Consider the following 22,676-nt stretch of genomic DNA (forward strand, 5'->3'; position numbering starts at 1 on the left):
TCGCTGTTGGATTCTCGGTCCTAACCTCTTAAGTTCTAGGCTTTCCCGCGATTGCCGAGACCTTGATGGACCACTCGCCCTTTGATCCCCCCGCGAGCCCTGTCGAGGCCGCGGTGCTGACGCCGATGATGGCGCAGTATTTCCAAATCAAGGCGATCAATCCGGGCTATCTGCTGTTTTATCGCATGGGCGATTTCTACGAATTGTTCTTCGAGGACGCCGAGATTGCCAGCCAGGCCCTCGGCATCGTTTTGACCAGGCGCGGCAAGCATCTGGGGCAGGACATCCGCATGTGCGGCGTGCCCATCCATGCCGCCAACGATTACCTCAACAAGCTGATCCGGCTGGGCCATCGCGTTGCCATCTGCGAGCAGGTCGAAAATCCGGCCGAAGCCAAGAAGCGGGGCGCCAAGTCGGTGGTCAAGCGCGACGTAGTGCGCCTGATCACCCCCGGCACGCTGACCGAGGATGATCATCTCGAGGCGCGCGCCTCCAATTACCTCGCGGCGCTGGCCATGGTGCGCCATGGCGAAGCCGATTTTGCCCTCGCCTGGGCCGATATCTCGACCGGGGAAACCGCTTGCCTCGATCTGGATGCCGACACCCTTCAGGACGAACTGGCGCGCATCGATCCGGCCGAACTGCTGCTGACCGAGGCGACCCGTGCCGCCTTGCAGGAGCAGCAGCTGTTGGCGCCGGCACTGGCTGCCGTGCTGTCCTTGGTACCGGCCGAAACCTTCGACAGCGAAGCCGCTCTAACCCGGTTGCGGGCGGCCTTTCCTGCGGATGCCTACGATCCGAGCGCCCTTACCCGCGCCGGACGCGCCGCTCTGGGGGCATTGGTCGCCTATGTGGGCGACTCCCAAAAAGGTCTGGCGCCTGTTGCCTTGCGGCCGCCTTCGGCTGCCTATGCCGCCCCCCATATGGCTATAGACCAGGCGACCCGGGCGTCACTTGAACTGTTGGTCACCCAGCGCGGGCAGGTCAAGGGCTCGTTGCGCGAGGCCATTGACTTGACCGTCACCGCGCCCGGCTCGCGCCTGCTGGCGACCCGGCTGGCGGCCCCGCTCTGCGACGCCGAGGCGATCAACCAGCGTCTCGATGCGGTTTCCTGGCTGGTCGACAACCCCGTTTTGCGGGATCGGCTGCGTGCCGAATTGAAGTCCGTGCCCGATCTGGCGCGGGCGCTGACCCGGCTGGCGCTCGAGCGGGGCGGGCCGCGCGACCTTGCCGCAATAGGTCTTGGCGTTAGCGCCGCGTTAGCATTGAGCGCGCATTTCAGTGGCATCCGGGAGCTTTCGCCAACCCTGTCACGCCTCAAGGATTGCCTTGCCGCCGCCCCCCTCGATCTTGCCTCCGAGCTTGCCCTGGCCATCGGCGACGAACCGCCGCTGCTGGCTCGCGATGGCGGCTTCGTGCGCGTGGGCTACGATGCCGGTCTCGACGGCGAACGGGCGCTGGCCAGCCAGACCCGCGACGTGGTCGCCGCCCTCCAGGCGCGCCTGGTCGAACAGACGGACGTCCGCTCGCTCAAGATCCGCCACAACGGGGTACTCGGCTACTTCGTCGAGGTCCCGGCCGGCCATGGCGCGCGCCTGCTGGAAGAACCGTTGCGCGCCAGCTTCATTCATCGCCAGACCCTGGCCAATGCCATGCGCTTCACCACCGTCGAACTGGCCGATCTGGAAGGCCACATCGCCCGCGCCCACGAGGCCGCGCTGGACCTCGAGCTCAAGATCTTCTCCAGCCTGCGCTATGACGTCTTGGCGCGCACCGATGGCTTGCGCGAACTGGCCGATTGCCTGGCTGAACTCGATGTGACCACCGCGCTGGCCCATCTGGCCGCCACCCGCAATTATGCCCGCCCGACGATCGATACGTCCCTGGCCTTTGATATCCGCGCCGGTCGCCACCCGGTGGTCGAAACCATGGTCGCGGCCCAGGCCATGAGCTTTATCGCCAATGATGCCGACCTGTCCGGCTCCGATGCCATCGGCGGTGGCCGGCTCTGGCTGGTGACCGGCCCCAATATGGGGGGCAAGTCGACCTTCTTGCGCCAGAACGCGCTGATCGCCATACTGGCGCAGATGGGCAGCTTCGTGCCGGCCCAAAGCGCCCATATCGGCGTCGTCGACCGCGTCTTTTCGCGCGTCGGCGCCAGTGACGATATCGCCCATGGCCGCTCCACCTTCATGGTGGAAATGGTCGAGACCGCCGCCATCCTCAATCGCGCCACCAGGCGCTCCCTGGTGATCCTGGACGAGATTGGGCGCGGCACCGCCACCTTCGATGGCCTCTCCATCGCCTGGGCCGCCGTCGAGGCGCTGCACGAGACCACCGGCTGCCGCGCGCTGTTTGCCACCCACTTTCACGAACTCACCAGCCTTCAAAACAGCTTGAGCCGGGTATCCAACGTCACCATGAAGGTGCGAGAGTGGGAAGGTGACGTCGTCTTTCTGCACGAAGTGGGCGCCGGCGCCGCCGATCGCTCCTATGGCATCCAGGTCGCGCGGCTGGCCGGATTGCCAGAGCCGGTCCTGGCGCGGGCGCGCCAGGTGCTCGCCGTGCTGGAGCAGCGTTCGGCCGGTGGAGCCTCTTCCGAGGGCAACGCTGCCGTGCTAGACGATCTGCCACTGTTTGCCCATCGGCCCGTGCCGGCCGGACCCGCCGCCGACCCTGTTGCCGAAATGCTCGATGCCGTCCGACCCGACGAAATGACCCCCAAGCAAGCCATCGAGCTGATCTACGAGTTGAAGAAGTTCCGCGATGCCGCTCGCCGAAGCTGAAGCCAAACCGCGAAAACCCCAGTTCGCGCTCAAATCCGCGTCCACCATCCTGGATGAGCTTGATGCCCTGATCGGCGCCGAGCCACCCAAAAGCGTAGCCGCGCGCGCTTCGGTGCTGGCCCATATGCGCCAGACCCTGGCCGATGCGCGCCGCAGTGCCGAAGCCGAATTGCTGGCCCACAACAAGGGCACCCGTTGCGCCGAAAACCTCAGCGCCGCCCAGGACGAGATCATCGCCGCGGTGCACCTGTTCGCCACCCGCCGCGTCTATCCGGTCGACAATCCCTCGGGCGCCGAAGCCATCGCGCTCGCCGCCGTCGGCGGCTATGGCCGCGGCACGCTGGCGCCCGGCTCCGACATCGATCTGCTGTTCATCCTGCCCTACAGGCAGACCCCATGGGGCGAGCAGGTCACCGAATATATCCTTTATATGCTGTGGGACCTGGGCCAGAAGGTCGGCCATGCCGTGCGCTCGGTCGATGAATGCATCCGCATGGCGCGCGCCGACATGACCGTGCGCACCGCCACGCTCGAAGCCCGGTTCCTGACCGGCGAGCACGGTCTGTTCAAGCAGCTGGTGCATCGCTTCGAAACCGAAATCATGCCCCGGACCGGCCCCGAATTCATTGCCGCCAAGATGGCCGAGCGCGACGAGCGCCACAAACTGATGGGCAATACCCGCTATGTCGTCGAGCCCAACATCAAGGACGGCAAGGGGGGCCTGCGCGATCTCAATACCCTGTTCTGGATCGGCAAGTATTTCTACCAGGTCAAGACCAGCCCCGAACTGGTCGGCAAGGGCGTCCTCAGCCAGGCCGAATATCGTCTGTTCTCGCGCGCCGAGGATTTCCTGTGGGCGGTGCGCTGTCACCTGCATTTCCTGACCAATCGCGCCGAGGACAAGCTGACCTTCGACGTGCAGCCCGAACTGGCGCAGCGCATGGGTTATGCCCAGCGCATCGGCATGCTCGGCGTCGAGCGCTTCATGAAGCGCTATTTCCTGGTTGCCAAGGATGTCGGCGATCTGACGCGCATTTTCTGTGCCAGCCTGGAATTCAACCACGCCAAGGACATGGACCTGATCGGCCGCGTCTTTGCCCCGTTCCGCTCCGGCAAGTCGCGCATCAGGAACGAAGCCGATTTCGTGCTCGATACCGGCCGCCTCAACATCGCCCGCCCCGACGTGTTCGAGCGGGACCCCGCCAACCTGATCAAGATGTTCCTTGTCGCCGGGCGCGAGGAATTGCTGTTTCATCCCGATGCGATCAAGGAAATCACCCGGTCGCTGCACCTGATCGACAACGTCTTGCGCCACGATACCAAGGCCAATGGTTATTTCCTGACCATCCTGACCGCCCCTCAATCGGTCGAGCGCATCCTGCGCCAGATGAACGAAAGTGGTGTGCTGGGCAAGTTCGTGCCCGATTTCGGCAAGATCGTCGCCCTGATGCAGTTCAACATGTATCACCACTATACCGTGGACGAGCACCTGATCCGCGCCGTCGGCGTCATGGCCGAGATCGCCAATGGCGGGCTGCGCAACGAATTGCCGCTGACCCATGAATTGCTGCCCCAACTCAACGACACGCGCCTGCTCTATGTCGCCCTGTTCCTCCACGACATCGCCAAAGGCCGGCCCGAGGATCATTCGCTTGCCGGCGCCCGCATCGCCAGAAAGCTCTGTCCCCGCCTTGGCCTCAGCGCCGCCGAAACCGATACCGTGTCCTGGCTGATCCAATATCACCTGCTGATGAGCGAAATCGCCCAGGCCCGCGATATCCAGGATCCCGAAACCGCCAAGGCCTTTGCCGAAATCGTTCAGTCGCCCCAGCGCCTGGCCCTGCTGATGATCCTGACCGCCTGCGATATCCGCGCCGTTGGCCCCGGCGTCTGGACCGGCTGGAAGGGCAGCCTGTTGCGGGCCCTCTATTACGCGACCGAGCCGCTGCTGTCGGGCGGCCATTCCCAGGTGACCCAGTCCGACCGTATCGGCGTTGCCCGCCACGACCTGGCCCTGGCGCTCGAAGGTTGGCCCGCCACCGACATCACCGCCTACGCCGCTCGCCACTACGATCATTACTGGCTGCGCGCCGAACCCGAACTGCAGATCGAACACGCCCGCATGATCCGCCACGCCGACATGGCCGGCGAGCCGTTTGCCGGCTCCATCCGCATCAAGGCCTTCGAGGGCATTACCGAGGTCTCGTTCTATACTCCCGACCATCCGCGGCTGCTCTCGCTGATCGCCGGCGCCTGCACCATGCAGGACGCCTCCATCATCGGCGCGCAGATTTTTTCCACGCGCGACGGCCGCGCCATCGACACCTTCCGCCTGCGCCGCGCCTTTGCCTCCGACGAGGACGAAAAGGTGCGCGCCACCCGCATCATCGACACGGTCAAGCAATTGCTCCAGGGCAAGCGCACCATCCTGATCGATCTGGGCAAGGACTCGCGCCACAATCGCCGCCTCAAGCCGTTCGCCCTGCCGGCCCAGATCAGCGTCTCCAATGCCCTGTCGGAAAAATTCACCGTCATCGAAGTATCGGGACTCGATCGCACCGGCCTGCTGCATGCCCTGACCCGCGAGATTTCCGATCTCAACCTCACCATCGGTTCGGCCCATATCGGCACCTATGGCGAAAAGGCGGTCGACGTCTTTTACGTCACCGATCTGACCGGCCAGAAGGTTGCCAGCAAGCCGCGCCAGCGCAAGATTCACGACGCGCTGCTGGCGGTGTTCCACCCCAGGCCGGTCGAGGACCGGGTCAAGGTTCTCAATGGGTGACATGCCCAAGTGGTGCCACGCCCCCGTGGTTCGAGGGTCGCTACGCTCCCACCTCACCATGAGGGCTACTGGGAACGCCGTGCTGAAAGTAGCCCTCATGGTGAGGTGCGAGCCCTTCGCGAGCCTCGAACCACGAGAGCGTGGCACCGTGCTGGCATGAGCCTCTACCGCAACTTCATTGATGTCGGCGTCCTGACCCTGGGCAGCCGTGTCTTCGGCTTTGCCCGCGACGCGCTGATGGCGGCGGTGCTCGGCACCAGCCCCGCCGCCGATGCGTTCGCGGCCGCCTTTCGCTTCCCCAATCTGTTCCGGCGCCTCTTTGCCGAAGGCGCCTTCAACACCGCCTTCGTGCCGATGTTCTCGACTGCGCTCGAACGTGACGGCACTGAGCAAGCCAGGCTGCTGGCCTCCAAGATCATGAGCTGGCTGGTCACCGCCATCGTCATCGTCACAATCCTGTTCGAAATCTTCATGCCGCAGATCACCGTGTTCTTCGTGCCCGGCTTTGTCGACGACAAGGGAAAGTTCGAGCTGACGGTGTTTCTCACCCGCATCATGTTTCCCTATCTCGCCTGCATGTCGCTGATGGCCGCCTATGGCGCTATCCTCAATACCCTGGGCCGGTTTTTCGCCGCCGCCTTTGCGCCCATCCTCCTCAACATCGTCAATATCGCGGCGCTCGTTCCCCTGGCCATCATCGCCCTGGACAATCCGGCGGACACCGCCTTCTGGGTCGCCATTGCCACCATGCTGGGCGGCATCGCCCAATTGGCGCTGGTCTATTGGGCCATCCGCCGCGCCGGCTTCTTGCCGCGCCTGGCCCTGCCGCGCTTCGATCCCGAGGTGCGCCGCTTCTGGGTCCTGGCCATTCCCGCCATCCTGACCGGCGGCATCACCCAGATCAATATCATCGTCGGCACCACTATCGCCTCGGGTGCCTCGGGCGCCATCGCCATCCTGGGCCTGGCCGACCGGCTCTACCAGCTCCCCCTGGGCATTGTCGGCATCGCCATCGGCACCGTGCTGCTGCCCGAACTCAGCCGCCATATCGGCGCCGGTCGCGCGGGCGAAGCGCGCACCAGCCAGTCGCAGTCGCTGCTGCTGGCCATGCTGCTGTCGATGCCTGCAGCGACCGCTCTCGTCGGCCTCGCCACGCCCATCGTGAGGGTCTTGTATGAACGTGGCCTGTTCACGCCGGCCGATACGGTGGCGGTGTCCCAGGCGCTGATCGCCTTTGCCATCGGCCTGCCCGCCTATGTGCTGATCCGCGTGCTGCAACCGGGCTATTTCTCGCGCAAGGATACCGTCACGCCGACAGTTTTCGCGGCCATTTCCGCGCTCGCCAATATCGGCCTGTCGCTGTGGCTGTTTCCGGTCCTGACCTATGTCGGCATTGCGCTGGCCACCACCATTTCCGCCTGGCTCAATGCCATGCTGCTGGGGCTGTTCCTGGCCCTGCGCGGCCATTTCGCCCTGACTCGAAACGAGTGGCGCAATCACCTCAAGATCGTGCTGATCAGCCTGGCGATGGGCGCGACGCTGTATCTGTTCGGCTTGCGCGGCGCCCATTTGCTGGCGACCGGCAACCCGATCTATGTCCAGGCCCCGGTGCTGGCCGCACTCGTGGCCTTCGGCATGCTGTTCTATTTCACCCTGGTCCACATCTCGGGCGCCCAGCCGCTGGGCCAACTGTTGCGGCGGCTGCGACGGGGCGCTTGATTTGCTGCCGTTCAAGCTTGTAAACAGCCGGACCGCTTTTTCTGAACTGCTAAGCTTTGGTGTACCGCATGACCTTCACCCCGCGCGTGTTTTCGGGCATCAAGCCTTCCGGCGATCTGCACCTGGGCAATTATCTGGGCGCCATCCGCCGCTTCGTGCCGCTGCAGGACACCCATGAGACGCTGTATTGCGTGGTCGACATGCATGCCATCACCGTCTGGCAGGCCCCCGAGGATCTCAAGCGCTGGACCTATGAGATCGCCGCCGCCTATATCGCCTCGGGCCTCGATCCCGGCAAATCGATCATCTTCAATCAGTCCCAGGTCATGGAACATGCCGAGCTGAGCTGGATTTTCAACTGCGTCGCCCGCATGGGCTGGATGGAGCGTATGACCCAGTTCAAGGACAAGGCCGGGGAAAACAGCGAGAACGTCTCGCTCGGCCTGTTCGCCTATCCCTCGCTGATGGCCGCCGACATCCTGCTCTACAAAGCCACCGGCGTGCCCGTGGGGGACGACCAGAAGCAGCATCTGGAGTTGACGCGCGATATCGCCAAGAAGTTCAACCACGATTTCCGCAAGCAGATCAAGGATCTGGGCTTTGAAGAGGAGTTCTTCCCGATTACCGAAACGCTCGCCACCGGCCCGGCCATGCGCGTCAAGAGCCTTAAGGACGGCACGCGCAAGATGAGCAAGTCCGACGCCTCGGACACCTCGACCATCTATATGATGGACGATGCCGGTACGATCGCGCGCAAGATCAAGCGCGCCACCAGCGATGCGGCGCCCCTGCCCGAAACCGCCCAGGGTCTGGCCGGCCGGGCGGAAGCCGAAAACCTCGTGGGCATCTTCGCGGCCCTGTCCAACCGTTCGCTCGATGACGTTCTGGGTGAGTTCGGCGGCAGGGGGTGGGGCGCCTTCAAGCCCGCTCTGGCCGATCTCGCCGTTGCCGTGCTCGCCCCCATTGCCGGCGAAATGGCGCGCCTGGTCGGCGATCGCAGCGAGATGGACACGATCCTGCGCGACGGCGCCGATCGCGCCCGGGCCATCGCCCAGCCGACCATGGACCAGGTGCGCCGCATCGTCGGTTTTATCCGCTGAACCAAGCCCCAGGAGCGCTCATGCTCGAACAATCGGAATACCGGCGCAAATTCCTCGTCGTCATCGACGAGACCCCCGAATGCGACCGGGCCCTGACCTTTGCCGCCTATCGCACCAAGCGCACCGGCGGCACGGTGGTGCTGATGAGCGTCGTCGAACCGCCCGGTTTCGTCGGCTTGGGCGTCGAGGACGTGCTGCGCGCCGAGGCGGTCGAGGAGGCCGAGCGCAATCTCGATATCCGCCTGGCCCGGCTCCGGGACATCGGCGACGTCAGGACCGAGTCGGTCATTCGCGAAGGCGATGCCGCCGAACAGATCGAGCGCGTGATCGGGCAGGATCGCGACATCGCCATCCTGGCGCTGGCCGCCTCCACCTCCCCTGACGGTCCGGGCCCCCTGGTGCTGCATTTCGCCAACCGCGCCAACGACCTGCCCATCCCCCTCACCATCGTTCCCGGTCGCATGACCGATGAGGAGATCATCGCCATCTGCTAGCGGGCTGTCTTGCCTCTTGCGTCGGCGCGTGAAATCACTATTTTAGAAGCATTCTAATTCCGAACGCGCCCTACCGCGAGGACTGTCATGTTCATCCAGACCGAAGCCACGCCCAATCCGGCGACCCTCAAATTCCTGCCAGGTCGCGACGTGCTGGACGGCGAGCCGCGCGATTTCCGCAGCCCCGATGCGGCGGCCATCTCGCCACTGGCGATGGGTCTGTTTGCCATTTCGGGCGTCAACGGGGTGTTCCTGGGGTCCGATTTCATCTCGGTGACCAAGGATGATACCAACTGGGCCCATATCAAGCCCGCCATCCTGGGCGTGATCATGGATCATTTCCTGTCCGGCAAGCCGGTGATCATGCAGTCCACCGATGGCGCGCCCCATGAGCTTGCGGGGGGCGAGGAATTCTTTGAGCCCCAGGACAGCGAAACCGTCGAAGTGATCAAGGAATTGCTGTCCACCCGCGTGCGCCCCGCTGTAGCCATGGATGGCGGCGACATCATCTTCAAGGGTTACAAGGAAGGCACCGTGTTCCTGCACATGCAGGGCGCCTGCTCGGGCTGCCCCTCCTCGACCGCGACGCTCAAGAACGGCATCGAGAACCTGCTCCGCCATTTCGTCCCCGGCGTCGAAGCCGTGCAGCAGGTTTGAGCCAAGGCCCGGATCGGTCCGGGCTTGTTCAGGCCGATCTGGCCGGCAACCACTTCTTGTCCACTCGGCACACCACCGTATAGGCCGGATCGTATACATTGCCGATATCGTAGCGCACCACCTGCCCCAGCAGGTGACTGGCGGCGACCGCGCCCAGCCCATAGTCCGCAGCCAGCCAATCCAGCATCGCGGTTGTCGCATGCTGCAATGCCTGTTCCAGCGGCCGCGCATTGCCCACCGTCAGGATCGCCGTAGCGGTTTCCCCGCGCGGCCAGACCTGGGCCTGCCCTTTGACGACGCTCAGCCGCACCTCGACCTCGAACGCCGTTTCCACCCCGGTGCCGACGATTTCGCCATCGCCTTGCACCGCGTGGCAATCGCCCAAAAACAGTAGCGCCCCCGGCACCACCACGGGAAACCACACTTTCGCCCCCGGACCGAAGCCGCGATAATCCATGTTGCCGCCAGTCTCGGCGCTGGTGGCGGTGGAAAATGCCTGGCCCAGCCCCGGCGCCACCCCGAAACAGCCGATCATCGGCTCCAGCGGCAGCACCAGTTGCTCGAGCCCCGGCACCGTGTGCTCGAGCCGGACCGTATGGTTGGCAAGATCGATGATCCAATCGGCCCGATCGCGCGGCGGCAGGTCGCGTACGCGCTCCGGATCGACCACGTTGGCGGCCAGCGCCGCCCGCGTCCACCCGCGATCCCGGATCGGGGTCATGCGGACGATCTCGACGCATAGCGCATCGCCCGGCTCCGCTCCGGCGACAAAGATCGGCCCGTTCATCGGATTGGGGCCGGAGGCCCGGTTGACGCCGTCCTTGTCGAACCCTGCGGCATCCAGCGTTGGCGTGATGACGGTATCGCCGTCGGCCACGCTCAAGGCCGCTTGCCGCGTCGCCAGCACATTGTGCCACACGCTGGGTTCAAACCGATGTACCGCCATGTCTGCCCCTGTTTGCGCCGCTACTGCGCCGCCGTCTTTTCACTCTCCGGCCGCTGGTCGGTAATCGCCAGCGTTTCGGTCTCCCCCGGCTTGCGCCGGATGCGCAGCCGCTTGATCCTGCGGCTGTCGGCTGCCAGGACCTCGAATTCAAAGCCGGCGAGGCGAGTGACCTTTTCCCCACGCTTGGGCACGTGGCCGGCCAGGTCGAACACCAGCCCGCCAATGGTATCGACATCCTCGCCATATTCGCCGGGGTCGAAATCGGGCCCGATCACCCCGCGAACCTCGCTCAGCTCGGCCCGGGCATCAGCGATATAGGTGTCGCTGCCCACCTTGCGGACCAGCGCCGCTTCCTTTTCGTCGTGCTCGTCCTCGATATCGCCGACCACTGCTTCCAGCAGGTCCTCGATCGTCACCAGCCCGTCGGTGCCGCCATACTCGTCCACCACGATCGCCATATGGACCCGCGAGGCGCGCATGGACTGCAGCAGGTCACCCACCGGCATGGTGGTGGGCACGAACATGGCCGTGCGCATCAGGTCGAGCTTGGCGATCTTCTGCTTGAGCGCCGTCGATACCAGCTTGACCGGAACGTCCTTGCTCGGGTCGACCAGCGGCTCGGTAATGCGCTGCAGCGCATCCTTGACGTGAATGAAGCCGATGATGTTGTCCAGCCCGTCCTCATAGATGGGAAGCCTGGAATGCCGCGCCTGGCGAAACTTGCCCAGCAGCGCGCCCAGGTTGATATCAATACCGGCAGCCTGCATGTCGGATCGCTCGACCATCACGTCGGCGACCGAGACATCGGACAGCTTGAGCACGTTCTGCAGGATCGTGCGCTCGCTTTCGGAAAAGTCGGCGGTCTCGGCGCTGCCCTGTTCGTCCAGCGCCACCTGCAAATCGTCGCGCAACGACACGGTGCGCAAGGCCAGCAGGGACTTGATTCGATTGAGAATCGAAGGCCCCCGCGCCGGCGCGGGGGCGGGACTAGAAGCAGGCTCGGGGTTTTCAGGTGCCCGCGGCACCATGCTGTCGCTATCGTTCATCGGTCCACGCCGCGTTGCGGCTTTCTGATCAAGAGGGCTATTCAGGCATCGCCATAGGGGTCTTGCACCCCCAGGCTCGCCAATATCTGGGTTTCAAGGCTCTCCATTTGAAGGGCCTCCGCGTCAGTGTTGTGATCATAGCCCAGAATATGCAGAAAGCCATGCACCACCAGATGGGTGAAGTGATCGTCAAAGCCTGTTGCCTGATCGAGTGCTTCGCGTTCCACGGTTTCCCGCGCCAGCGTGATATCGCCCAAAATGCCCCGCACCGGTCCGAACGGCTCGATCTGGGGGAAACTGAGCACATTGGTCGAACTGTCCTTGCCCCGCCACTGCCTGTTCAGCCCCTGCTGTTCGGCATCATCGGTCAGAACGATCGACAGTTCCGCCGCGCCCTTGACCTTGGCCTTGGCTTGCTTGAGCGCTTGCTGCACGGCACGCTCGGCGAGGGCGTCGAGGTGCTCCGGCCAGGCATCGTCGTTGCGGATGATGGCGATCTCCAACGGCGAAGCGGTCAGCGCGCAACCCCGTCGGTCAGTTTTTCCTGCACCTTGCGGGCGGTATCGGCCTCATAGGCTCGAACGATCCGCCCCACCAGCGCGTGGCGCACCACGTCCTTGTCGTTGAAGCGGCTGATATGAACCCCTTCGACACCGTCGAGCAAGCCGACCGCCTCGACCAGCCCGGATTTCTCGCCACGCGGCAGATCGACCTGGGTCGGATCCCCGGTGACGATCATCTTGGAATTCTCGCCCAGTCGGGTCAAAAACATCTTCATCTGCATCGATGTGGTATTCTGCGCCTCGTCCAGGATCACCACCGCATTGGCCAGCGTGCGGCCGCGCATGAACGCCAGGGGCGCCACTTCGATGATCCCCGAAGTCAGGCAGCGCTCGACATTTTCGGGCTTCATCATGTCGTAGAGCGCATCGTAAAGCGGGCGCAGATAGGGATCGACCTTTTCCTTCATGTCGCCCGGCAGAAAGCCCAGCCGCTCGCCCGCCTCCACCGCCGGCCGCGACAGGATGATGCGGTTGATGTCGCCGCGCTCCAGAAGGCTCGCCGCATGCGCCACGGCCAGATAGGTCTTGCCCGTACCGGCCGGTCCGACCCCGAACACCAGTTCGGCCCGCTCCATGGCGCGCATATAGGCGTCTTGCGCCGGTGTGCGTGCCACCACGGTGGACTTGCGCGTGGCAATCTGCGCCATGCGCACCTTGCCCTTGCGCTCAAGCGTCGGCAGCACCAATTGGCTGTCTTCGGTTTCAATCATGCGGATGACGCCATCAACATCGGAAATGTCGACCGAGCGGCCTTCTTCGAGCACGCCATAGAGCGATTCCAGCACCCGTCGCGCCTGGTCGACGCTCGATGCCGCGCCCTTGATCAACACATGATTGCCGCGCGGGGTGGCCGAGACCTTCAGCCGCTGTTCGATCAGGGCCAGGTTCTGGTCAAAGTCGCCGTACAATTGGGCGGCGAGCCGATTGTCTTCAAAAGCAAGTTCAAGTTGGGATGCGAGTGCGTTGTCTGCTGTCGGGGACAAATGCCTGCTCAAACTGGAATGGCTCCACGCTTGGGAAGCGCAGGTTGCCCCGCGCCGGGAACACAGTGCGGGCTTGCACCGCGTGAGACTCAAGAGGCTAGGCGGATTTGCGTTCCATGTCTGTAGCAATATTGTGACGGGACGTGGGGAGGGCAAGGGTGTGACCTGCTTTCCCTCGCCCCTTGTGGGAGAGGGACAGGAATTCTGCGTCCAGCAGAATTCCAGGGTGAGGGGTCTGCGTCCGCCCATGCTTTGATATTTCACAAACGGCCCCCTCATCCGCCCTCCGGGCACCTTCTCCCACGAGGGGAGAAGGGAAGACTGCTTGATGAGGGCTTCCCGACGGACTATTTTAGAAGCGGTATTTCCGAGGCGTACATGAGCGTGATCGTAACAAGCAGGGGACGAGTGACAATCCCAAAGCCCTTCCGAGACTTGCTTGGCATTGTGCCCGGTATGAGGGTGGATTTTCGCCGAAACTCAAACGGCGAAGTGGTGCTGGTCATTGCCGGCCAAACGCCGCCGAGTCGATTTGCCCGCTTGCTTGGGCATGCTGGCGAAGGCCTTAGCACCGATGAGGTCATGGCACTGACGCGTGGCGAGTGAACAGATATGTTACGTCTCGCACCCGACCGAAATTAAGCCGCCTGTGCCTGCCTTAATCGCCCCACCAGCGAATTGACACTGGTGCCAACGATTTCGACCTGATGGATGGCGCCGATCAGGTCGGTGCTGCCTTCGAAATGCACCGCTTGCAGATAGGGTGATCGCCCGCCCACCTGCCCCGCCTGCCGGCCGGGCCGTTCGACCAGCACCGGCATGGTCTTGCCGACGCAAGCGGCGTGGAACGCCGTGGTCTGGCTATTGATCAGGTCCTGCAGCCGATGGAGCCGCTCGGTCTTGAGGTCCTCGGCAATCTGGCCGTCCAGATTGGCGCCCGGGGTGCCGGGACGGGTGGAATATTTGAACGAATAGGCCGAGGCGTAGCCCACCTCACGGATGATCGAGAGCGTATCCTCGAAATCCTGATCGGTCTCGCCGGGAAACCCGACGATGAAATCGCCCGATAGCGCCATGTCGGGCCGCGCCGTCCTGATGCGCTCGATGATCCTGAGATACTCCGCCGCCGTGTGCCGCCGGTTCATGGCCTTGAGAATGCTGTCCGACCCCGATTGCACTGGCAGGTGCAGATAGGGCATCAGGATATCGAGGTCGCGATGCGCCGCGATCAGCGCGTCGTCCATGTCGCGCGGATGGCTGGTGGTATAGCGCACCCGTTCCAGCCCGGAAATGTCGGCCAGAAGATAGGCCAGTGCGCCCAGCCCGACGCTACGCCCAGTCGCATCCAGCCCGTGATAGCCATTGACGTTCTGGCCCAGCAGGGTGATTTCCTTGACCCCTGCGGCCACCAGCGCCCGCGCTTCCTCCAGAACCTGCCGCACCGGCCGGCTCACTTCGGCGCCGCGCGTATAGGGCACGACGCAGAATGCGCAGAACTTGTCGCAGCCTTCCTGCACCGTCAGAAACGCGGTCAGCCCGCGCTTGATGGTGACCTCCTTGGTCGCGGCGGGCAGGTGCTCGAACTTGTCTTCGTCGGGATAGTCGGTATCCACCACCGCCCGGTGCTGGCTGGGATGCAGGTCGCGCCGCGCCGCCGCCCCGTCAAGCATCTGGGGCAGGCGATGGTAGGATTGCGGCCCGAACACCATATCGACCACCGGCGCCCGCCGGGCAATTTCCTCGCCCTCGGCCTGCGCCACGCAGCCGGCAACCCCGATCACCAGGTCGGCTCCCGCGGCCCGGCGCAGATCGCGCAATTCCTTCATCCGCCCCAGTTCGGAAAACACCTTCTCGCTGGCCTTCTCGCGGATGTGGCAGGTGTTGAGCAGCACCAGGTCGGCCGCCATGATATCGCCGGTGGGCTCATAGCCGTGCGGCGCCAAGGCATCGGCCATGCGGTCGCTGTCATAGACATTCATCTGACAGCCATAGGTCTTGATGAAGAGCTTTTTGGTATTGGGGCGCATGTCGGTCATGGCCCGCTCTTTACCAGACACTTCGAGCCGACCCAAAGGGACAAATCGCTCCACTAGAGCGATTTGCGGCGAGAAGGCCTGAGGCCTGTGCCCGAATGGCGACCCCGCAACGCCTGGCGCAACCTTGCCCGCCGTCCCACGTTTTACCCTGACCCGCAAAGGAGGCCATCATGGCCGAACACTCCAAGACCACGCCCGGCGCCGCCGCTCTCAAGGACGGCAAAAAGCCCGGCCCCAAGGATGCCACCGTGCAAATCCGTCCGGCCGGCAAGGATTCCCATGCCGACAAACCCGAAAATTGGGACCAGCAGGACGAGGCACTGGACGAAAGCTTTCCCTCCAGCGACCCCGTCGCCAAATACTGAAGTCGCCATTCGACCAGAATTCAGGCCCGCCGGCCGCGATGTCGGCGGGCTTGCCCGTCTGCAATATAGTCTGGCATTGCCAGTCTTTTTGGCCTATATGCACGCCAACTTCGGCTTTCGGGCCCAAGTTTTCATGGCCCCACCTGGACGACATCCCTGCTGGGGCGACCCATCCTCCTTTGAAAGGATATGCCGATGTCGATTACTGCCGAGCGCAAGACCGAACTGATCGAGCAATACGCTACCAAGACCAATGACACGGGTTCGCCCGAAGTTCAGGTGGCGATCCTGTCGGAACGCATTGCCAATCTCACCGAGCACTTCAAGGGCCACTCCAAGGATAACCATTCCCGCCGTGGCCTGCTGCGCCTGGTCTCCACCCGCCGCCGCCTTCTCGACTACGTCAAGAAGGTCGACGATGCGCGCTACAAGACCCTGATCGAAAAGCTCGGCCTGCGCCGCTAAAGCGAGCAGGATTTGAATTGCGGATGCGGGAAGGATTCCGCATTCGCCACCAGCGCCTTGAGATGACGTCAGGGTGCGCCGAAAAGGCCGGTTTTCGAGCACCGGAGCGCAGCGTACATTGGTACGTGAGCACCGGAAGCGCAGAAAATCGGGCTTTGCAGGCCGCCCTCACGTCAAGATCAAGGTGCAGGAAGCGTAGACCGGCGATTGCCGGAGCATGGCAGGATTATTGGCCGCTCCCACGCCTCACGCTCGCAAAATCAGATTGTTTTGGTTTTGAACGCGTGGGGCTTTCGGACCCGAGTGTGGTCAGGAAAAGTTGCAGACTTTTCCTGACCACACGACCACACAAGGTGTTCCGGAGCGTCTTGTTGTCTTGCCCATGTTTCGTCACACCGCCGGGCCGAACCAGTGCCTGATTTTGAGCCGGTCGTCGCACATGGGGTGCGAGCCGGTGCGGGCACACTGATCAGCCACGCGGTCGCTACGCGCCGCGCTCCGGGCCGTTCAGCAGAGATGGAAAGACGTTAAACATGTTTGATCACCACAAAGTCGAGCTCAACTGGGGCGGCCAGCCGCTCACCCTCGAAACCGGCAAGATCGCCCGCCAGGCCGATGGCGCCGTGCTCGCCACCTTGGGCGAAACCGTGCTGCTGGCCACCGTCGTCAGCGCCAAGACCGCCAAGCCCGGCATCGATTTCTTCCCGCTGACCGTCAACTACCAGGAAAAATACTTCGCCGCCGGCAAGATCCCGGGCGGCTATTTCAAGCGCGAAGGCCGCCCGACCGAGAACGAGACCCTGACGTCTCGCCTGATCGACCGCCCGATCCGCCCGCTGTTCCCGGCCGGCTACAAGCACGAGACGCAAGTTGTCGTGACCGTCCTGCAGCATGACATGGAAAACAATCCCGACGTGCTGGCCATCGTCGCCGCCTCCGCGGCGCTGACCATTTCGGGCGTACCCTTCATGGGCCCGATCGGGGCGGCCCGCGTCGGCTATGTCGATGGCAAATATGTGCTGAACCTGGCCGTCGACCGTCGCGCCGACAGCAAGCTCGACCTCGTCATGGCCGGCACCGAAGACGCCGTGCTGATGGTCGAGAGCGAAGCCCAGGAGCTGAGCGAAGAGATCATGCTCGGCGCCGTGATGTTCGGCCATGCCGAATCGCGCAAGGTCATTGCCGGCATCATCAAGCTGGCCGAACTGGCCGCCAAGGATGCCCGCGATTTCGAGGCCGAAGATCACTCCGCCGTCGAAACCGAAATGCTGGGCGTGATCGAAACCCAGCTGCGCGATGCCTACAAGATCACCAAGAAGGAAGATCGCTACGACGCCGTCGATGCCGTCAAGGCCACGGCCAAGAAGCATTTCGCGACCCGCGTCGACGCCGGCGAGCTGACGGCCGAAGATGTTGGTGCCGTATTCAAGGAATTGCAGGCCAAGGTCGTGCGCTGGAACGTGCTCGACACGGGGCTGCGCATCGATGGTCGCGACCTGACCACCGTGCGCCCGATCGTCTCCGAAGTCGGCGTGCTGCCGCGCACCCACGGTTCGGCCATCTTCACCCGTGGCGAAACCCAGGCGCTGGTCGTGGCCACGCTGGGCACCGGCGATGACGAGCAGTACATCGACAGTCTCGAAGGCACCTATAAGCAGAATTTCCTGCTGCACTACAACTTCCCTCCCTATTCGGTGGGTGAAGCCGGGCGCATGGGTTCTCCGGGCCGCCGCGAAATCGGCCACGGCAAGCTGGCCTGGCGCGCCATCAACCCGATCCGGCCCTCGATCGAGGAATTCCCCTATACCATTCGCGTGGTATCGGAGATCACCGAGTCCAACGGCTCCTCCTCGATGGCGACCGTCTGCGGCACCTCGCTGGCTTTGATGGATGCCGGCGTGCCGATGAAGCGTCCGGTGGCGGGTATCGCCATGGGGCTGATTCTCGAAGGCGAGAAGTTCGCCGTCCTCAGCGATATCCTGGGTGACGAAGATCACCTGGGCGACATGGACTTCAAGGTGGCCGGCACCGAAGAAGGCGTCACCTCGCTGCAGATGGACATCAAGATCGCCGGCATCACCGAAGAGATCATGCAGATCGCTTTGGCGCAGGCCAAGGGCGGCCGCATCCACATCCTGGGTGAAATGGCCAAGGCGCTCACCGCCTCGCGCGCGCAGGTCGGCGAGTTCGCCCCCCGCATCGAAACCATGAAGATCCCGACCGACAAGATCCGCGAAGTGATCGGCACCGGCGGCAAGGTGATCCGCGAGATCGTCGAAAAGACCGGCGCCAAGATCAACATCGAGGACGATGGCACGATCAAGATCGCCTCAAGCGACGGCGCGCAGATCGACGCCGCGATCAAGTGGATCCGTTCGATCACCGACGAAGCCGAAGTGGGCGCCATCTATCAGGGCACCGTCGTCAAGACCGCCGATTTCGGCGCCTTCGTCAACTTCTTCGGCGCCAAGGACGGGCTGGTTCATATTTCCCAGCTGGCCGAACAGCGCGTCGCCAAGACCACCGACGTGGTTAAGGAGGGCGACAAGGTCTGGGTCAAGCTTTTGGGTTTTGACGAGCGTGGCAAGGTGCGCCTCTCCATGAAGATAGTGGACCAGGCGACCGGCAAGGAAATTGCCCAGGGCGAAGCCGCCGAATAACGATCCCGCTCAAAAATCGGGCCCGGACAGCGATGTCCGGGCCTTTTTCATGGCAAATCGGCCGGCGATCTGCCCGGCTTATCGCCAGGATGATGAGCCATAGCCGCGATGATCTGCGCCATCGTTACGGCGAGTCAGCGCGTGTCGTTCCTGCAACACCCCTTGGCTGATCAAAAAACCGCGAGCAACCGCACGTCTCGTCGAGCATTGCCCGAGTGATGCTTTCCTGCACTCGACAATCACTGCCGACGCCGCGTACCTCATTGAACAACCACAGCAATACCTGACCCAAGGATCAAACGTGATCAGCCGACGCCTTTTCATGATCGGACTGCCCCTGACGCTTGCCGCATGCGCCACGGGCGGCCGCGGCCGGGTGGCAGAGGGCCCGATGATCAATCCGGAATATGTCGCGATGTATTCCACCCCGCTCAATGAACCGTTCCTGATCGCTCCAGTCGACTTGCGTCGCGTCGATCCGCAATGGTGGCGCCAGCAGGTGGAATATGCCAGCACCGAAAAGCCCGGCACTATCGTGGTCGACACGCCCGCCCATCATCTCTACCTGATCGAGGGCGGCGGCACTGCCATGCGCTATGGCATCGGCGTCGGCCGTGAAGAGGCGCTGCAGTTCAAGGGCCAGGCCTCCATTGGCCGCAAGGCCGAGTGGCCGACCTGGACGCCCACGCAGAACATGATCCGCCGCGATCCCGAGCGCTATGCCGATTATGCTTCCGGCCTGCCCGGCGGCCTGGACAATCCGCTCGGACCGCGCGCGCTCTACCTTTACAAAGGCGGTCGCGATACCTATTTCCGCCTGCATGGCACCACCGAGCCATACACCATCGGCACCAATGTTTCCTCGGGCTGCATTCGCCTGATGAACCAGGATGTCATCGATCTTTATGGCCGCGTTCCCACCGGCGCCCGTGTTGTAGTCTTGAGCTAACCCATATTCGGGTCATTCCCGCGGGAGCGGGAATCCTTGTTTCGGTCTCCGTAGTCACCCGAAACGAAGATCTCCGCTTTCGCGGGAATGACCCGGACAGACCAAAAGCGCAGCCTCCGGGCTGCGCTTTTTTTTGACATGAAAAAAGGGCGCGGGGATAAGCCGCGCCCTGGTTCATACCGGTGCTGGCACGCTAGAGCGTGCGCTGTACCGTTTCGACGCGGAAGCATTCGATGACATCGCCCTCGCGCATGTCTTCGTATTTCTCGAACGCCATGCCGCATTCCTGGCCCGTCTGGACCTCGCGCACTTCGTCCTTGAAGCGCTTGAGCGTCGACAGCTTGCCTTCGTGCACCACCACGTTGTCGCGGATCAGGCGCACGCCGGCGCCGCGTTCCACGATGCCCTCGGTAACCCGGCACCCGGCGACCTTGCCGACCTTGGAGATGTTGAAGACTTCCAATATCGTCGCATTGCCGATGAAGGTCTCGCGGCGCTCGGGCTTGAGCAGGCCGCTCATCGCCGCCTTCACGTCATCCACCAGGTCGTAGATGATGTTGTAGTAGCGGATTTCGATGCCGTCGCGGGTCGCGAGATCGCTCGCCTGCTTGTTGGCACGCACGTTAAAACCGATGACGATGGCGTTGGACGCCGCTGCCAGGGTCACGTCCGACTCGGTGATGCCACCGACTGCCGACATCAGGATCTGCGCCGAAACTTCGTCGGTCGACAGCTTGTTGAGCGAAGCGGTGATCGCCTCGACCGAACCCTGCACGTCCCCCTTAATGATCAGCGGGAACTTGGCGATGCCGGCGACCTTGAGCTGGTTCATCATCTGCTCGAGGCTGGTGGCGCCGCCACCCGCCGTCTTCTCGCGAATGGCCCGCTGGCGGTATTCGGTCACTTCACGGGCGCGTGCTTCGCTTTCGACCACCGAGAACCGGTCGCCCGCATTGGGCACGCCGGTAAAGCCCAGCACTTCCACCGGAACCGACGGCCCGGCATCCTTGACCTGCTCGCCCTGATCGTTGATCAGCGCCCGCACGCGCGCGAACTCGGTGCCGGCCACGACGATATCGCCGATTGCCAGCGTACCGCGCTGCACCAGCACCGTCGCCACCGCTCCGCGACCGCGATCGAGCTTGGCTTCGATGACCAGCCCTTCGGCGCGGCCGTCGCGGGCCACTCGCAATTCGAGCACTTCGGCCTGCAGCAGGATGGTTTCCAAAAGCTTGTCGAGACCCGCCTTGGTCACCGCCGAGACTTCCACGTCCAACACATCACCGCCCATGGATTCCACGAACACTTCGTGCTGCAACAATTCGGTGCGCACCCGCTGCGGATTGGCCGATGGCTTGTCCATCTTGTTGATGGCCACGATGATCGGCACGCCCGCTGCCTTGGCGTGGCGGATCGATTCGATGGTCTGCGGCATGACGCCGTCATCGGCCGCCACCACCAGCACCGCAATATCGGTCGCCTGCGCACCACGCGCACGCATGGCCGTAAACGCCTCATGGCCCGGGGTATCGAGGAAGGTGATCTTGGCGCCGCTCTTGACCACCTGATAGGCGCCGATGTGCTGGGTGATGCCGCCGGCCTCGCCCGAAACTACATTGGCCTCGCGGATCGCGTCAAGCAGGGAGGTCTTGCCGTGATCGACGTGACCCATGATGGTCACCACCGGCGCACGATCGGTCAGATCCTCTGCCAGATCGTCGGCGACGATATCGTAGAGACCTTCCTCGACGTCGGCATCGGACACGCGGCGCACCGTATGGCCCAATTCGATGGCGATCAGTTCGGCCGTATCGCTGTCGATCACGTCGTTGATCGTCGCCATCGTGCCCTGGGCCATCAACATCTTGATGACGACCACGGAACGCTCGGCCATGCGATTGGCCAGTTCCTGCACCGTAATGGCTTCGGGAATGATGACTTCGCGGCTGAGCTTGGGCGCGGACTGCTGGTTGCGGCCCATCTTCTTGTCGCGGCGGCGGCGCATGGCGGCCAGCGACGGCCCCTTGTCGCGATCACCCTCGACGCCGGCATTGGTCACCGTCAGGCGGCCACGCGCATTGGCGTCGTCGCCCCGGCGCACCGGGCGCTCGGGCGCCGCACGCGCGGCGCGGCGGGCATTTTCCAGTTCGGCCTCGGAGGTGGGACGCACCTGCGGCGCGCCGGTCCGCATCTTGCGGCCGTCGGCTTCGCTGGGCGGCGCGGGCGGCACATTGCCGATCGGCGCCATGCCGGCGCCGGCCGGACGCGGCCGTTCATTGGCGGGACGGCCCGCAGTGCCCGATGGCCGCAAGGCGGCACCCGCGCCGCGTTCGCTGGCGGGCCGGGCATTGGGATTGATGCGCTCGCCGGCGGGCGGGCGAGTGGACGCGGGACGCGGCGGCTGGCCGGGACGGCCGGCAACGACACGCACGCTGGACGGACCCGCATTGCGCTGCGACGACGGCACGAACGGCGCCGCCGGACGTTGCGGCGCCGCCGCCGGCTCGGCCGGGCGCGGCTGGGCGATTGCGGCCTCGGGTGCAGTGGTGATTTCGGAAGCGGCACTGGGCGCGCTGACTTCAGGCTGCGCCGCTTCCGGCGCAGGGGCGGCCGTTTCGCTCAGGCGGCGCTCCTCGTCCTGGCGGGCAGCATCCTCGCGCACCTGGCGGCGGCGCGCATCTTCTTCGACGCGGCGCGCTTCCTCGGCGGTAAACCGGGCCTGGTCTTCGGCGGCGCGGGCGCCCGCTTCGCGCAGCACATTGCGCCGCGCTTCGGCTTCGGCTGCCGACAATCCGGCTGCCGGACGCTGCGATTGCACCGGCCGGGTCTGGGGTGGGCGCTGGCTCTGCGATGGCGCGCCGTTGCTGGGCGTGATCACCGGCGCGCGCTGCGGGGCGACGCCACTGGGCGCACCTGGCTTGGGCACCAGCCGCGTGCGCTTTTCGACAACCACCGTGCGCGACTGCGGACGTGCCATGCCGGGGCGATTGCCGAGGCCCGGCCCGCCCTTCAAGGTCAGCGTCTTTTTCGCGCCGGAATTGTCGTCGGTGCGCTTGTCGTCGTTCTCAGCCATACTTCTTGCGTCTCTTACACTATCGCGTCTGGCAAAACGACACCGTCAA

The 22,676-nt window shown here is 64.0% G+C and carries 17 protein-coding genes; 11 read left to right on the forward strand and 6 right to left on the reverse strand.

The window, feature by feature from the left end:
• The first annotated feature begins 65 nt into the window (after positions 1-65).
• The 6 genes from mutS (at position 66) to ACFE8X_RS09195 (ending at position 9,541) form a co-directional block, all read left to right on the forward strand.
• On the forward strand, positions 66-2,786 hold the full coding sequence (gene mutS, locus ACFE8X_RS09170) for a DNA mismatch repair protein MutS (RefSeq protein ID WP_375451157.1): 2,721 nt from the start codon (positions 66-68) through the stop codon (positions 2,784-2,786).
• Complete coding sequence (locus ACFE8X_RS09175) at positions 2,767-5,571, forward strand: [protein-PII] uridylyltransferase (RefSeq protein WP_375451158.1); 2,805 nt, start codon at positions 2,767-2,769, stop codon at positions 5,569-5,571. Before mutS ends, ACFE8X_RS09175 begins: the two co-directional genes overlap by 20 nt.
• Before the next feature lie 156 nt (positions 5,572-5,727).
• On the forward strand, positions 5,728-7,290 hold the full coding sequence (gene murJ / locus ACFE8X_RS09180; protein WP_375451159.1) for a murein biosynthesis integral membrane protein MurJ: 1,563 nt from the start codon (positions 5,728-5,730) through the stop codon (positions 7,288-7,290).
• A 68-nt stretch (positions 7,291-7,358) separates the two neighbouring features.
• Positions 7,359-8,390, forward strand: a complete 1,032-nt coding sequence (gene trpS, locus ACFE8X_RS09185; RefSeq protein ID WP_375451160.1) for a tryptophan--tRNA ligase — start codon at positions 7,359-7,361, stop codon at positions 8,388-8,390.
• 20 nt (positions 8,391-8,410) lie between these two features.
• Entirely contained in the window at positions 8,411-8,884 is a 474-nt protein-coding gene (locus ACFE8X_RS09190; RefSeq protein ID WP_375451161.1) for a universal stress protein, read from the forward strand.
• 87 nt (positions 8,885-8,971) lie between these two features.
• Positions 8,972-9,541, forward strand: a complete 570-nt coding sequence (locus tag ACFE8X_RS09195) for a NifU family protein (protein WP_375451162.1) — start codon at positions 8,972-8,974, stop codon at positions 9,539-9,541.
• Between the two features lie 28 nt (positions 9,542-9,569).
• On the opposite strand, the gene ACFE8X_RS09200 is transcribed toward ACFE8X_RS09195, so the two are convergent.
• The 4 genes from ACFE8X_RS09200 to ACFE8X_RS09215 are packed head-to-tail and all read right to left on the reverse strand — an operon-like array spanning position 9,570 to position 13,079.
• Positions 9,570-10,487 carry an acetamidase/formamidase family protein gene (locus ACFE8X_RS09200; protein WP_375451163.1) on the reverse strand — a complete coding sequence of 306 codons (918 nt, stop codon included), beginning with the start codon at positions 10,485-10,487 and terminating at the stop codon, positions 9,570-9,572.
• 20 nt (positions 10,488-10,507) lie between these two features.
• A complete protein-coding gene (locus ACFE8X_RS09205) occupies positions 10,508-11,533 on the reverse strand; it encodes a hemolysin family protein (RefSeq protein WP_375451164.1) in 1,026 nt (341 codons plus the stop codon).
• A 41-nt stretch (positions 11,534-11,574) separates the two neighbouring features.
• Positions 11,575-12,036, reverse strand: coding sequence for an rRNA maturation RNase YbeY (ybeY, locus tag ACFE8X_RS09210; RefSeq protein WP_375451165.1), 462 nt, complete (start codon positions 12,034-12,036; stop codon positions 11,575-11,577).
• Positions 12,037-12,047: 11 nt separating this feature from the next.
• Positions 12,048-13,079 (reverse strand): PhoH family protein, encoded by a 1,032-nt coding sequence (locus ACFE8X_RS09215; protein ID WP_375451166.1) that lies wholly within the window; start codon positions 13,077-13,079, stop codon positions 12,048-12,050.
• A gap of 378 nt (positions 13,080-13,457) precedes the next feature.
• Here ACFE8X_RS09215 and ACFE8X_RS09220 point away from each other — a divergent pair, with 378 nt between their 5' ends.
• On the forward strand, positions 13,458-13,685 hold the full coding sequence (locus ACFE8X_RS09220) for an AbrB/MazE/SpoVT family DNA-binding domain-containing protein (RefSeq protein WP_375451167.1): 228 nt from the start codon (positions 13,458-13,460) through the stop codon (positions 13,683-13,685).
• A 32-nt stretch (positions 13,686-13,717) separates the two neighbouring features.
• Here ACFE8X_RS09220 and miaB read toward each other — a convergent pair whose 3' ends face one another.
• Positions 13,718-15,115: a tRNA (N6-isopentenyl adenosine(37)-C2)-methylthiotransferase MiaB gene (gene miaB, locus ACFE8X_RS09225; RefSeq protein ID WP_375451168.1), complete on the reverse strand. Its 1,398-nt coding sequence runs from the start codon at positions 15,113-15,115 to the stop codon at positions 13,718-13,720.
• A gap of 170 nt (positions 15,116-15,285) precedes the next feature.
• Here miaB and ACFE8X_RS09230 point away from each other — a divergent pair, with 170 nt between their 5' ends.
• The 4 genes from ACFE8X_RS09230 to ACFE8X_RS09245 all read left to right on the forward strand — a co-directional run bounded on the left by ACFE8X_RS09230 (position 15,286) and on the right by ACFE8X_RS09245 (position 19,554).
• Entirely contained in the window at positions 15,286-15,480 is a 195-nt protein-coding gene (locus ACFE8X_RS09230) for a hypothetical protein (protein WP_375451169.1), read from the forward strand.
• 195 nt (positions 15,481-15,675) lie between these two features.
• Positions 15,676-15,945 (forward strand): 30S ribosomal protein S15, encoded by a 270-nt coding sequence (rpsO, locus tag ACFE8X_RS09235; RefSeq protein WP_375451170.1) that lies wholly within the window; start codon positions 15,676-15,678, stop codon positions 15,943-15,945.
• Positions 15,946-16,478: 533 nt separating this feature from the next.
• A complete protein-coding gene (gene pnp, locus ACFE8X_RS09240; RefSeq protein ID WP_375451171.1) occupies positions 16,479-18,605 on the forward strand; it encodes a polyribonucleotide nucleotidyltransferase in 2,127 nt (708 codons plus the stop codon).
• A gap of 301 nt (positions 18,606-18,906) precedes the next feature.
• Positions 18,907-19,554 carry a L,D-transpeptidase gene (locus ACFE8X_RS09245; RefSeq protein WP_375451172.1) on the forward strand — a complete coding sequence of 216 codons (648 nt, stop codon included), beginning with the start codon at positions 18,907-18,909 and terminating at the stop codon, positions 19,552-19,554.
• A 193-nt stretch (positions 19,555-19,747) separates the two neighbouring features.
• On the opposite strand, the gene infB is transcribed toward ACFE8X_RS09245, so the two are convergent.
• Positions 19,748-22,627, reverse strand: a complete 2,880-nt coding sequence (gene infB, locus ACFE8X_RS09250) for a translation initiation factor IF-2 (RefSeq protein ID WP_375451173.1) — start codon at positions 22,625-22,627, stop codon at positions 19,748-19,750.
• Positions 22,628-22,676: the final 49 nt, after the last annotated feature.

The organism is uncultured Devosia sp. (assembly GCF_964244875.1).
Taxonomy (GTDB): Bacteria; Pseudomonadota; Alphaproteobacteria; order Rhizobiales; family Devosiaceae; genus Devosia.

Coding starts and splice junctions, on each gene's coding strand:
- ACFE8X_RS09175 (WP_375451158.1), top strand. CDS start 2,767: ATGCCGCTCGCCGAAGCTGAAGCCAAACCGCGAAAACCCCAGTTCGCG.
- ACFE8X_RS09200 (WP_375451163.1), bottom strand. CDS start 10,487: ATGGCGGTACATCGGTTTGAACCCAGCGTGTGGCACAATGTGCTGGCG.
- ACFE8X_RS09190 (WP_375451161.1), top strand. CDS start 8,411: ATGCTCGAACAATCGGAATACCGGCGCAAATTCCTCGTCGTCATCGAC.
- ACFE8X_RS09195 (WP_375451162.1), top strand. CDS start 8,972: ATGTTCATCCAGACCGAAGCCACGCCCAATCCGGCGACCCTCAAATTC.
- ACFE8X_RS09230 (WP_375451169.1), top strand. CDS start 15,286: ATGGCCGAACACTCCAAGACCACGCCCGGCGCCGCCGCTCTCAAGGAC.
- ACFE8X_RS09220 (WP_375451167.1), top strand. CDS start 13,458: ATGAGCGTGATCGTAACAAGCAGGGGACGAGTGACAATCCCAAAGCCC.
- infB (WP_375451173.1), bottom strand. CDS start 22,627: ATGGCTGAGAACGACGACAAGCGCACCGACGACAATTCCGGCGCGAAA.
- mutS (WP_375451157.1), top strand. CDS start 66: ATGGACCACTCGCCCTTTGATCCCCCCGCGAGCCCTGTCGAGGCCGCG.
- rpsO (WP_375451170.1), top strand. CDS start 15,676: ATGTCGATTACTGCCGAGCGCAAGACCGAACTGATCGAGCAATACGCT.
- murJ (WP_375451159.1), top strand. CDS start 5,728: ATGAGCCTCTACCGCAACTTCATTGATGTCGGCGTCCTGACCCTGGGC.
- miaB (WP_375451168.1), bottom strand. CDS start 15,115: ATGACCGACATGCGCCCCAATACCAAAAAGCTCTTCATCAAGACCTAT.
- pnp (WP_375451171.1), top strand. CDS start 16,479: ATGTTTGATCACCACAAAGTCGAGCTCAACTGGGGCGGCCAGCCGCTC.
- ACFE8X_RS09205 (WP_375451164.1), bottom strand. CDS start 11,533: ATGAACGATAGCGACAGCATGGTGCCGCGGGCACCTGAAAACCCCGAG.
- trpS (WP_375451160.1), top strand. CDS start 7,359: ATGACCTTCACCCCGCGCGTGTTTTCGGGCATCAAGCCTTCCGGCGAT.